This is a genomic window from Lapidilactobacillus wuchangensis (assembly GCF_003946645.1).
In the GTDB taxonomy this organism is placed as follows: domain Bacteria; phylum Bacillota; class Bacilli; order Lactobacillales; family Lactobacillaceae; genus Lapidilactobacillus; species Lapidilactobacillus wuchangensis.
The window spans coordinates 72,024-83,318 of sequence record NZ_RHOU01000003.1 but is presented as its reverse complement, the minus strand read 5'-3'; the positions used below and the strand labels follow the sequence as shown (position 1 = coordinate 83,318).

Annotated in this window: 12 protein-coding genes; 10 read left to right on the top strand and 2 right to left on the bottom strand. The window is 41.0% G+C overall.

Translation table 11 applies throughout. The annotated features are described in order from the left end of the window. The first annotated feature begins 31 nt into the window (after positions 1-31). Positions 32-334, top strand: coding sequence for a HesB/YadR/YfhF family protein (locus EKM82_RS04000; protein ID WP_125767029.1), 303 nt, complete (start codon positions 32-34; stop codon positions 332-334). A 367-nt stretch (positions 335-701) separates the two neighbouring features. On the opposite strand, the gene EKM82_RS03995 is transcribed toward EKM82_RS04000, so the two are convergent. Further along, on the bottom strand, positions 702-3,401 hold the full coding sequence (locus EKM82_RS03995; RefSeq protein ID WP_125767028.1) for a YfhO family protein: 2,700 nt from the start codon (positions 3,399-3,401) through the stop codon (positions 702-704). 545 nt (positions 3,402-3,946) lie between these two features. On the opposite strand from EKM82_RS03995, the gene EKM82_RS11295 reads away from it, so the two are divergent. From EKM82_RS11295 to EKM82_RS03960, 8 genes are all read left to right on the top strand, one after another. Next, positions 3,947-4,129 carry a hypothetical protein gene (locus tag EKM82_RS11295; protein ID WP_164508091.1) on the top strand — a complete coding sequence of 61 codons (183 nt, stop codon included), beginning with the start codon at positions 3,947-3,949 and terminating at the stop codon, positions 4,127-4,129. A 166-nt stretch (positions 4,130-4,295) separates the two neighbouring features. Further along, positions 4,296-6,398, top strand: a complete 2,103-nt coding sequence (locus tag EKM82_RS03990; RefSeq protein WP_125767027.1) for a peptidoglycan D,D-transpeptidase FtsI family protein — start codon at positions 4,296-4,298, stop codon at positions 6,396-6,398. A gap of 104 nt (positions 6,399-6,502) precedes the next feature. Continuing rightward, positions 6,503-6,652 carry a 50S ribosomal protein L33 gene (gene rpmG / locus EKM82_RS03985; RefSeq protein WP_125601090.1) on the top strand — a complete coding sequence of 50 codons (150 nt, stop codon included), beginning with the start codon at positions 6,503-6,505 and terminating at the stop codon, positions 6,650-6,652. Between the two features lie 219 nt (positions 6,653-6,871). Next, on the top strand, positions 6,872-7,414 hold the full coding sequence (locus tag EKM82_RS03980) for a 5-formyltetrahydrofolate cyclo-ligase (RefSeq protein WP_125767026.1): 543 nt from the start codon (positions 6,872-6,874) through the stop codon (positions 7,412-7,414). Next, a complete protein-coding gene (locus tag EKM82_RS03975) occupies positions 7,411-8,094 on the top strand; it encodes a rhomboid family intramembrane serine protease (protein WP_125767025.1) in 684 nt (227 codons plus the stop codon). Before EKM82_RS03980 ends, EKM82_RS03975 begins: the two co-directional genes overlap by 4 nt. Further along, positions 8,094-8,336, top strand: a complete 243-nt coding sequence (locus tag EKM82_RS03970) for a YqgQ family protein (protein ID WP_125767024.1) — start codon at positions 8,094-8,096, stop codon at positions 8,334-8,336. The genes EKM82_RS03975 and EKM82_RS03970 overlap by 1 nt, the downstream gene beginning before the upstream one ends. A 5-nt stretch (positions 8,337-8,341) precedes the next feature. After that, positions 8,342-9,313, top strand: coding sequence for an ROK family glucokinase (locus EKM82_RS03965; RefSeq protein ID WP_125767023.1), 972 nt, complete (start codon positions 8,342-8,344; stop codon positions 9,311-9,313). A 7-nt stretch (positions 9,314-9,320) separates the two neighbouring features. After that, the gene (locus EKM82_RS03960) at positions 9,321-9,740 is read left to right on the top strand and encodes a rhodanese-like domain-containing protein (RefSeq protein ID WP_125767022.1); all 420 of its coding nucleotides are present in this window, start codon (positions 9,321-9,323) and stop codon (positions 9,738-9,740) included. A gap of 215 nt (positions 9,741-9,955) precedes the next feature. On the opposite strand, the gene EKM82_RS03955 is transcribed toward EKM82_RS03960, so the two are convergent. Further along, positions 9,956-10,135, bottom strand: a complete 180-nt coding sequence (locus EKM82_RS03955) for a DUF3042 family protein (protein WP_125767021.1) — start codon at positions 10,133-10,135, stop codon at positions 9,956-9,958. A gap of 128 nt (positions 10,136-10,263) precedes the next feature. On the opposite strand from EKM82_RS03955, the gene miaA reads away from it, so the two are divergent. Then, positions 10,264-11,214, top strand: a complete 951-nt coding sequence (gene miaA, locus EKM82_RS03950) for a tRNA (adenosine(37)-N6)-dimethylallyltransferase MiaA (protein WP_125767020.1) — start codon at positions 10,264-10,266, stop codon at positions 11,212-11,214. Positions 11,215-11,295: the final 81 nt, after the last annotated feature.

Sequence of the window (11,295 nt, the reverse complement as noted above, 5' to 3'; positions counted from 1 at the left end):
TATTTGGTCTGTGAATACTGGAGGATTTCTGATGAAAATAACGATTTCACCAGCAGCAACCGCTTGGTTTAAACAAGAATTTAATTTAACACCGCAACAAGGCATTCATTTATTTGGTAAAGTTTATGGCAGTACCCCAGTGCATGATGGTTTCTCGGTCGGTATTGAGTTGGCGCCGATCCCTGAGGCAACACTAGGGTTAAGTCAGCAAAATGAGTTGACTTTTTTCACGACGAAAGATGATGACTGGTTCTTTAATGGTTACGATTTAAAAATCGATTTCGATGAAGAATTGGCGGAACCAACGTATAATTTCTTGGCGACCGCGAATTAAGCGAATTGCTAAATAATAAGTGTTCACAAAAAGAGCCATTTTAGTATTAAGTTACTAATTTGGTTTTTTTATTTACGCTGATTTAGGCTTGCGACCGTTGAGCTTGCAGCAATGGCAAATTAGTATTAACATAGCGCCATGTCGGCCGCGTTCCCCGCCAAGCAGCCCAGAACAGAGGCTAAACCAGTTCTGTTTTAAACGTTTGTCATTATCTTCTGACCTTGGTAACGACAAAGCCTGATTGACAGTTATCTAGACAAACTATGCTAGAGACTGCCAATCAGGCTTCTTTTAATTGTTATTCGGTTGAAATATGGTACTAAAAACTTAGGATTTAACAACTGAGCCACAATCCTGCTCAACCAGATTACTGTTGTTTAGTTCGCCGTCGCAAGTGGTTAGTGGTGAATAAGTGTGGCCGAAATTTTTGTTGGAGCGATAATGTTGCAATAATTAGGACGCTGATCAAAGTAATCAGCCAACCGGTGAGCCAGCCAACTGGTCGGAATTTAAACTCGAATTGATGTTTACCAGCGCTTACTTTAGCACCTAAGAAAGTCTTGAGGACCTTTTTAGTGGCTTGTTCCTGACCGTCAATATACAGATGCCAGCCGGCATTGGCCGGGATGGTGGTCATCAGCATTTCTTGTTTAGACAATTTAATGGTGCCAGCCAGACGATCACCTTTAACCGTTGTTAATTTGGCGTTGCCTTTTTGTAGCTGCTTGAAACGTTGATTAACAGTGGCTTGATCGAGCTGATATAAATTAATATTTTGGAGATAAACTTGATTCTTTTTCAGTGAAATGGTGATATTAATTTTCTTACCAATTTCACGGCGGGCCACATTCAGTAAAATAGTGCCGCGGAAGTTTTCGTTAATTGGGACGTTCTCGTCGTTGGCGGTAATACTGATCTGATCACTATCCAGGGCACTGCCTAAACTCAAGTAATAAGAATTATTAGTTGTTGGTGTAAATGTAAACGTCACGCTCCCAGGCAAAGCACTCATTTTGCGCGTATAAACCGCTGACGGTGTTGGGGTGTCGCGCGTCAGATTGGTTAATTTAACCTGATCGAAATTAACCAGGGAATAAAGTGGTTGGTAAACATTAGTCCCTGTTAATCCGGCAACAATGCGTTCCTGATTGGTCACAGGTTGATTATCTAATAATTGCGTTTTGGTAATTTGTTGATTGGCTGCAAAAACATAATTTAAAGCGTTAGGATTCTGATAAATCGTAACAGCACCGGCGTTTTTAACCAGTTCATAACTGGTCACATCAGGTCGGAAGGAAGTTGTGGTTAGACCGGCGTTTAAATCTGGCAGTTCAGGTAATTCCTGATTCACGGCGGTATTGGTTGTTAACCAAGTCTGATAACCCAACAAACTGTCAGTAATTTGGGTGCCGTATTTATAATTAACAAAATTATCGCCAGCCGCTTGACCAATTTTGTCATAAAATTTGCCAGTAATTGGATCTAACATGGAATTAAAAGTCTGACCACCGGCATAACCAAACTGAAAAGGATCATCATTAGTGCGATTAAAAGTCTTTTCAAGCCGGTGTTGCTGAACGTCTTGGGCATTTACTTTTTTCAGGGCAGTGTTCAATAAGCCGGTGTAACTCCAGTACTCCGATTGCCGCGTGTAAGAAATCTGTTGCAGTGAGGCCTGATAATTAACTAACATTTCGCTCATTAAAACAATCGCTAAGGCAAATCGCAGTAATCCTCGTGGTGAGGTGCTGAAATAGAACATGATCAAAAAGAATGAGACAATTGCAAAGAAGCAAGTAAAGGCTAAGTTAATCGGCTTCAAGTAATCAATTTGATTTTGATTAAAGAATAAATAACCTAACCAGGCGACTAATAGGCCACCAAGCACACCGACTTGCCAGAGTTTTAAATTCTGACGGTGGGTTAAGCTAGTCACCGCTAAAACAATCAACCAGGCACTGAAGACGAAACTAAAACGTGATGGGTACCAAACGGGAAATTGGCCGCCGTGCCACAACAAATCTAATGGTTCTAAACAAAATGATAGCAGCAGGAATAAGGTGATCACCCCAGCTGTAATTTTTTGGCGGTGGGGAATCGTTCGTAATAAGAAAAAGAGAATGGCTAAAAATAAAACAATGGTGCCAGTGAAAATGTTGGCCTGACCAGAAGACATTTGATCAAAGCTGTAACTTCCCAACATCAATTTCGAAATTAGTTTTAAGGGATTGTACTCGAAGCGCCAAACCATTTTACTAGCATTGTAAGTCGCTTTGCTAGCACGTAATTCTAATAAATTAGGGACTAGTAGCCAAGCGTTTAAGCAGCCTGCTAATAAGGAACTTAAACTGAACCGGGCAATTATTCGACTGAGCCGCTGATGGGGCCAGTTAATCATTAATAAGTAAATAAAATATAAGACGCTGAATAAACAAAGCATATAACCGATATAATAATTGGTGAGAATTGCCAGTGAAAGTGACCAAAGATAAGTCCAAAACTTGCCTTTGGTCACCAAATATTCTAGTCCGAGCATGATAATCGGTAATAAAATGACGCCATCTAGCCACATAATATTTAATTGATAAGCGGTGGTGTAGCCACATAGCGCATAAGCCAAACTCAAAGCCAATTGCCACTCATTATTCAGGCGCGTTGCTTGCGGGCGTCGATCCAGAAAGTAGAACATGGTAAAACCAGTCAGTCCTAGTTTGATTGCCGTCATCAACCAAACGCCAACAGTGATCCATTTACCAGGCGTCAGCAGCAAGATTAAATTAAGCGGACTTAATAGGTAATAGGCCCAAGTACCTAACATCGGGCCACCGAGACTGCTGCTAAATGAATAGAAGAATTGATCGGGATGGCCGAGCAAGACCCGCCGATAATATTGGTAAAAATCAATATATTCCTGGCCAAGATCGGTTGTGAGCAGTGAGCTGTTGCCAAAAGGAAAACTATGAGCCAAGGCGAAATAAAGAAAAACGGCAAGTAAGGGAATACTGAAACTAAGTAAATAAAACCATTTTTTTGAAATTGGGGCGGTTAACAATCTTTTTTTGATCATGGGAACTCCTTAAACGAACATTATTTAAAACTTGCTGGATTATTAAATGGATCTTACCAAGATTTAGTGCTGATCAAACAGAATTGGTTCTGACTGCATTCCGGGCTGCTTGGCGCGGAACGCGGCCGGCATTGATTTGAGCTTATTGCTAGCGCAACAATCTCAAATACAAGCCTTGTTCTAAGTGGCACAGCCACTAAGAACAATTTGGCGGCTGACGCCAAGCTCCCTCCATTCCGTCTGGAGTTAATTTGGCTCATTTCAGATTTGAATGATATCAAGGCAGTATTAGTGAAATTGAAAACCAATCGCATGACAATCACCAGATTAAGCTGATAAAATTGAGCAGCACTATTTAGCAAAACAAATTTTTAGAAACTTACACAGTCTGGTTAACATCTTTCTGAATAGACATTTCAGAGACTGTTAAATTGGTTTTTAATGCAGCTCAGTGTTTACAACAATTCATTTCCAGTTGATTTGACCCACTAAAGTTGCCTTAACTTCTAACTAAAGTTGGGTGTTCAAGTTCAACTCCGGACGGAATGGAGGGCGTGGTTGTCAGCCGCCAAATTCTTCTTAGCGATTTATCGCTTAGAAGAAGGCTCGCATTTGAAACAATTTGGTCTCCAATTGGTTCAAATCGATGCCGGCAGCGTTCCACAACCAGCAAGCCCGTAATGGAGTCCAAACCGGCTCTGTTTTCCCATCTTAATTTCAGTGGTTAATATTTAGCAAAATTCCGGCAACTAGTGATCAGTTGCTTTATGAAATCAATGACTGACTCATTCAAATCTAAAGTATAAAAAAATAAAAAGTTTCGTGAGAAATTTTGTCAGTTGACGGTTTTTTTGCTAGAATGAGCTAGTATGACAGAAAGGGGGACGCACATCCATGATGCGTCGTCAACGCAAGACCAAGAGAAAAACATCTTCACTCAGGTTTCGCCTGAATTTACTATTTTTTATTGCTTTTCTTTTATTGGCTATTTTAGTCGCCCAATTAGGCTATTTGCAAATTGTTTTCGGCGACAAGTTCGAGTCGGAAGTTGAACGAACTGATAAAACCGTTGTTTCTGGCAATGTCCCCCGAGGCGTTATTTATGATGCTAAAGGTCGGGTGCTTGTCGGTAATCAAGCAGAAAATGCGATTACTTATACTAAGAGTATCAACGTTAAAAGCAGTGAAATGCTAGCAACCGCTAAAAAATTAACTAAATATTTAAAGGTTGATGTGACCAAGTTACAGAAATCAGACTTAGCTGATTATTATTTAGCTGATGCTGATCACTATGCGGCAATTATTAAGAAGTTGCCGAAGTCACAACTTTATGACAGCACAGGTAATAGTTTATCAGAAAGCAAACGATACCACTATGCCAATGCTTATGTCATTAAAAACGTTGACTTATCGCTAAGTGACGCTGAACAACAAGTGGCGACGATTTATACGAAAATGGCCTCAGCTTATCAATTATCAACGGTTTATTTGAAGGATAATAATGTCACTGCTGATGAAGTTGCTGAAATTGGTGAACATTTATCAGAATTGCCTGGGGTGGCAGTTGGTAATAACTGGACGCGTAATTATCCAAATGGTGATTCAATTAGTAGTATTTTAGGTAATGTCACCACCGAACAACAAGGGTTACCAGAAGATAGTCTCAATCAAATGTTGACTACTGGCTATTCACGGAACGATCGTGTTGGGAATAGTTATCTTGAGAAGCAATATGAATCAATTCTGCGCGGTACTAAATCGCAGACTCAAGTTGAAGTTAGCAGCAGTAATCAAATCCTGAACACTTTGACTGAGTATTCGGGGACGAAGGGCAGCAATTTGAATCTAACCATTGATTCTGCTTATCAGGCTAAAGTTGAAGCTGATTTACAAACGGTTTATAATTCCGCTAAAAGTGCTGGTGCTACTAAATATTCTGATGGTGCCTACGCAATTGCCATGAATCCCAATACTGGTGCCATTTATGCGATGGCAGGGATTAAGAATAATCCTCAAACAAATCAAATGACCGACGATGCCTTAGGGGTCATTAATCGAACCTTTGTGATGGGTTCTGCAGTCAAGGGTGCGACCGTCCTCGGTGCTATGATGGACGGTGTTATTACGCCAACCAATAATACGTTGTCTGATGATGCCATTTACTTACCAGCCACGCCGGTTAAAAAATCTGTTTATCCAATTGGTACTTTCAGTAGTATGAATGCAGTTACCGCGCTTGAAGTTTCTTCTAACATTTACATGATGCGGTTAGCGATGTTGGAAGGCAAAGCGGCTTACTCACCACATACGTCAATTAAGATGGATGATAATATTTTCCAAACCGAACGTAATTATTTCCAACAATTCGGTTTAGGTTATAAAACTGGGATTGATTTGCCTGGTGAAGTTGATGGTTACATCGGTTCGACTTTAAATGAAAATAATCAGTTAAAAGTTGGTAGTGCCCTTGACTTGAGTTACGGTAACTACGATGGTTACACGTTAATGCAAATGGGCCAATATATTTCGACCATTGCTAATGGTGGTTATCGGATGCAGCCATACTTAGTTAATTCGATTCAGAAGACTAGCAACTCTGGTGAAAAAGATGCGGTTATTTATCAGAAACAACCAGTTACTTTGAATCGGGTTGGATTTACTAATGATCAATTGGCTGTGGTCAAACAAGGGATGTACAATGTTGTTCACGGGACTCAGGCTTGGGGGACTGCTCATGCCTTGAAGGATGTTAAACCATCCATTTCCGCTAAAACAGGTACGGCCCAATCGTTCTATTACAATCCAGATGATCCGAATAACACCAATCCACCAGAAACATTAACGTCAAGCTTTGTGGGTTATGCGCCATCTGACAACCCAACCTTGGCGATTGCAATCGTCTTTCCTAACTTGGATGTTAATGCTGAAGGTAGTTACAATACTACTTTAGCTAAAATGATGGTTGAAGATTATTTCAAACTAGAAGGCAATAATTAATCAGTCAGAATTTATCGTGAAAAAGTATAGCGGAATCAACGACTTTCTGCTATACTGGATAAAGTCGTGAATAACGTAGATTAACCAGAATGGAGGGTTATCACATGCGTGTCAACATTACTTTAGAATGTACTGAATGTCATGAACGGACTTACTTATCAAATAAAAACAAGCGTAACAATCCCGATCGCTTGGAATTAAAGAAGTATTGCCCTCGTGATCACAAAGTTACCTTACATCGGGAAACAAAATAGTTAAAACTGAATGAATAAGCGATTGAGCAAGAGTGAGTCGAAATCTTTAGCAGACTTGCACGAGATTTACTGGCTTGGTTTGTTTGATTAATATTCAAGGCTGGGCAGAACATTTATTGTTTTGTGCCGGCTTTTTCTTTTGCTAAAGATGGCAATAAGAAGCAGATTTTAATGAACCGTTGCTGAATTTCCCGGTTTCTCTCAGTGAGGAGTGAAATCATGAAGAAAAAAGAATTACGTCAACAACAAATTGCCCAGTTGCAACAGTTAGATCCACTACTGAAACGTCAAGAAGAGGCCTCACTTTATCAACAGTTGTGGCAGTTACCGCTTTATCAACAAGCACAGTCAATTGGTGTGACCGTTAGTTCACCGTTGGAAGTAGCCACACAACCAATTATTGAGCGGGCTTGGCAAGACCAGAAGCAAGTTTACTTACCGCGAACTTATCCGGAGACTCATGGGATGCATTTTTTTGAGTATCAAAGCGATGATGAGCTTATTAAGTCTGATTTTGGTATTCCGGAACCTGCGGAAAGTAAGACGCAGCTGGATCAATTAGATCTGTTATTGGTGCCCGGCTTGATTTATACTGCCGATGGTTGGCGCGTTGGTTTTGGTGGTGGTTATTATGATCGCTTTTTAGCGGATTATCCGCAGACGACGGTGATTTTAGCCTTAAACGCGATGGTTGTCTCTGAACCTGTTTGGCAAGTTGGTCGTTATGATCAACAAATTGAATTGGTGGTGACGCCACGATGAGACGATCAATTCAACGGCTGCAACAACGGAGCTGGGTCACCGAATTATTAGTGATTGTCACGATTCTAGTTTATCTAGGTGAGGTAATTGCTGGTGGTAGTGAATCGAGCCAAGTCTTAGTTGAGTTTGGCGCTAAGTTTTCGCCATTAATTATCGCTGGACAATGGTGGCGCCTGATCACGCCAGTCTTTATTCACATTGGGATTACTCATATCGTGGTCAATATGGCGACCTTATACTATATTGGCGGTTCGGTTGAACGAATGATCGGTCATTGGCGCTATGCGGTGATTTATTTCTTAAGTGCGATTAGTGGTAATTTAATGAGCTTTGCTTTTGGTGCCACGAATGGTTTAGCTGCTGGCGCTAGTACGGCTCTGTTTGGTTTGTTCGGTGTTTACATGGCTTTAGGTGTGGTCTTTAAAGACAATCTGTATTTGCGTCAAACTGGCCGGCAATTTGCGGCTTTAGCTGTTTTTAATTTTGTCTTTGATTTATTTGCTAGTGGGATAGATATTTGGGGCCATCTTGGCGGTTTGATTGGTGGTTTTCTGTTAATTATCGGCTTGGCTTTACCAGGACAGCGGGAACGTTCAGGCCGTTTGTTACAGATTTGTGCCATTATTGCATACTTGCTAATTTGTGCTTTCCTATATCGGTTAGGAATGGTACGCTTATAATGTCTGATTTTGAACCTGAACTTCATAATTATTATGATATTGAGCAATTATTAAAACGCTTTGGGATTTACGTTTATTTGGGTAAACGGTTATGGGATATTGAAATGACCAGTGCTGAGTTGCAGAAGTTGCACCAAGCAAATCTGATCAATGACCATCTCTATGCCCGCGCTAAAATTGTTTTGCGTCATGAGCATGAAGCGGAATTAAAACGGATGGAAAACAATGAAGAAGGAGACTAATCACGATGGAAAATAAAAAGTTGATTGGCGTTGACCTTGGCGGTACGTCAATTAAATTTGCCATTATGACCATAGATGGTGAGATTCAACAACGCTGGAGTGAAGAAACAAATATTCTTGACGAAGGTAGTCACATCATCCCTGATATTATCGATTCAATTAATCATCATTTGAAGTTATACGCCATGACAACTGACCAGTTTGCCGGCATTGGCATGGGCTCACCTGGTAGTGTTGATCGTGAGAATGGGACTGTTATTGGTGCCTATAACTTAAATTGGAAGAGCTTGGTTTATCCTAAGCGCGAAATCGAAAAAGCCACAGGAATTCCTTTCTTTATTGATAACGATGCCAACGTCGCTGCTTTAGGCGAACGCTGGAAGGGCGCTGGTGACAACCAAGACGATGTTGCCTTCATTACTTTAGGCACTGGTATTGGTGGTGGCATCATCGCTAACGGCCAATTATTACATGGTGTTTCTGGCTCTGCTGGTGAAGTTGGCCATATTACAGTCGATCCTAAGGGTTATTTATGTACTTGTGGTAAGCATGGTTGTTTAGAGACAATCGCTTCAGCAACTGGGATTGTCCGGGTTGCCCGCGATATGGCAGAAGAATATGCCGGTGATTCTGAATTGAAGCGTCATCTTGATGATGGTGATGAAATTTCAGCTAAAATCGTCTTCGACTATGCCAAGACAAATGATACTTTGGCCTTGTTAGTAGTTGACCGCATTACTTACTTCCTTGGCTTAGCTTTAGCTAATATTGGCAATACTTTAAACCCTAGCTTCATCGTTATTGGCGGTGGCGTTAGTGCTGCTGGCGATTTCTTGTTAAGTCGGGTTCAAAAGTATTTTGCTGAATTCACTTTCCCTAATGTGCGTGACAATACGAAATTACGCTTAGCAACTTTAGGCAACGTTGCCGGAGTTGTTGGTGCGGCTTCTTTAGTCTTAGAAAACACAAAGGATTAGGGTGAACATGATGTTGTTAGCAATCAGTGGTTGGAATATTTTAAATATTATTTTAATTGCGATTCTGTTATACATGGTTGGTAACTGGGGCTATTATAAATTACGTGGCCGCATGCTTGGCGGTGCTATTGATAATGAAACTTTCGAGCAGACCATGCGGAAAGCGCAGTTAATCGATTTGCGTGATAAGAAGGACTTCAATGCCGGTCATATCTTAGGCGCTCGTAATATGCCATATACTCAGTACAAGAGTTGGCAAAATGAATTGCGGAAAGACTTGCCAGTTTATCTTTATGAAACTGGTCAGAATATCTCAATTCGAATTGCCATTCACTTGAAAAAAGCCGGTTTCACCGATGTTAAATGGTTGAAAGATGGTTACAGTAGCTGGGAAGGCAAGAAGAAAAAAGTTGAGAAGAAATATTAATCTGCGGATTAATTAGGATGCGAGAGGTTGTTGAATCGTGTTCAAGTCGGTAAATGGCTAGGCCCAACTCAAATATTCACTCGATCTGGTTGCACCAGCTCAAGTAAATATTTGAAGTTAGGCTACGCCAAAAAACCACCGACTTTCACAACTAAAAAAAGAGGTGGCTGACTTTTTGTCAACGACCTCTTTCTTTTTAGCAAATTAGTATTGGTTTAGCCTTGATGAGCGGCATGGCTCTTACGGTTAGCCCGACGCCGATTTTCTTCAATCTTATTATCGTATTCTTCTTGTGGTTCAATCACCGTCTTCTTGAATGCAAAAACGGAGCCAGCGACTGCACCTAATGCAGTCAAACTACCTAAGATGAACCCCTTAACAAAATGTTTTGTCATAATGAAAACCCTCCTTGCTATTCAGCTTTCTATCCCCTCTATTATTACTTATTTGCGAGGGAAGAACAAGTCAAAGTACTTATTGTTCTGGAAAAATTACGAAGATTTGCCAGTTAAAGGAGTTATTAATGAAACCTAAAATTTTAGCAATTGTTGGGCCAACTGCGGTCGGAAAAAGTGATCTGAGTTTGCAATTGGCTCAAAAATATCACGGCGAGATTATTTCTGGGGATGCCTTACAAATTTATCGGCAACTTGATATTGGTACAGCTAAAGTTGATCAAGCAACGCAACAATTGGTACCTCATCATTTAATTGACATTCGCAATGTGGATCAGAATTATTCCGCCTTTCAATTTCAGCAAGACGCCCAACGATTAATTGCTGAGATTACCGCGCGGGGTCATTTGCCAATTATCGCAGGCGGTACGGGCTTTTATTTGCGCGGCTTATTGGAAAACCTGGCTCTAGGCGGCGCCGTTGCTGGGACTGGCACCAGCCAAGCTGATCAAATCGCCTTACGTGAAAAATGGCAAGTTAAATTGGATCAAGTTGGTGCCGCGGCTTTATGGCAAGAGTTAGCCGCCATCGATCCAGCCGCTGCTGCTAAAATTCCTCAAAATAATCCGCGCCGGGTGATGCGGGCATTGACAGTGATCACTGAAACCGGGCAACTCTTTTCGCAACAAGTTCAGGCCCAGCCGCAATATGACGCCTTTGTTTTAGGACTTAATTGTCCTCGGCCATTATTGTATCAGCGAATCAATTTACGCGTGACGCAAATGATGAATGCCGGTTTGTTAGCGGAAGCCAAGTGGTTGGCCAGCCAAGTACCTGCCTCGGCGCAGGCGGCGAAGGGGATTGGCTATCGCGAATTTTATCCTTATTTTGCTGGTGAGCGAACGTTGGCGGAAGTCGCTGAACAAATTCAAATTGATTCCCGTCATTACGCTAAGCGGCAACTTACTTATTTTCGGCATCAATTACCAACTCGCTGGTATGACATTTTAACCCAAGCAGATACGGATTTGCCGCGAATTAGTAGTGATCTAGCCGACTGGTTAAAAAAGGTTAATTAATTTGGCAATATTCTTGCATGTCAACGTAACAATTGGTATGATTATTTTTGTTAAAAAAATCAATATAAATTCGTGAGTTAA

What these genes read in the sequence shown, in the direction of transcription:
- EKM82_RS03980 (WP_125767026.1), top strand. Translation starts at nt 6,872, where the DNA reads ATGAAGAAAAAAGAATTACGTCAACAACAAATTGCCCAGTTGCAACAG.
- EKM82_RS04000 (WP_125767029.1), top strand. Translation starts at nt 32, where the DNA reads ATGAAAATAACGATTTCACCAGCAGCAACCGCTTGGTTTAAACAAGAA.
- EKM82_RS03995 (WP_125767028.1), bottom strand. Translation starts at nt 3,401, where the DNA reads ATGATCAAAAAAAGATTGTTAACCGCCCCAATTTCAAAAAAATGGTTT.
- EKM82_RS03955 (WP_125767021.1), bottom strand. Translation starts at nt 10,135, where the DNA reads ATGACAAAACATTTTGTTAAGGGGTTCATCTTAGGTAGTTTGACTGCA.
- EKM82_RS03960 (WP_125767022.1), top strand. Translation starts at nt 9,321, where the DNA reads ATGATGTTGTTAGCAATCAGTGGTTGGAATATTTTAAATATTATTTTA.
- EKM82_RS03975 (WP_125767025.1), top strand. Translation starts at nt 7,411, where the DNA reads ATGAGACGATCAATTCAACGGCTGCAACAACGGAGCTGGGTCACCGAA.
- rpmG (WP_125601090.1), top strand. Translation starts at nt 6,503, where the DNA reads ATGCGTGTCAACATTACTTTAGAATGTACTGAATGTCATGAACGGACT.
- EKM82_RS03990 (WP_125767027.1), top strand. Translation starts at nt 4,296, where the DNA reads ATGATGCGTCGTCAACGCAAGACCAAGAGAAAAACATCTTCACTCAGG.
- EKM82_RS11295 (WP_164508091.1), top strand. Translation starts at nt 3,947, where the DNA reads ATGGAGGGCGTGGTTGTCAGCCGCCAAATTCTTCTTAGCGATTTATCG.
- miaA (WP_125767020.1), top strand. Translation starts at nt 10,264, where the DNA reads ATGAAACCTAAAATTTTAGCAATTGTTGGGCCAACTGCGGTCGGAAAA.
- EKM82_RS03965 (WP_125767023.1), top strand. Translation starts at nt 8,342, where the DNA reads ATGGAAAATAAAAAGTTGATTGGCGTTGACCTTGGCGGTACGTCAATT.
- EKM82_RS03970 (WP_125767024.1), top strand. Translation starts at nt 8,094, where the DNA reads ATGTCTGATTTTGAACCTGAACTTCATAATTATTATGATATTGAGCAA.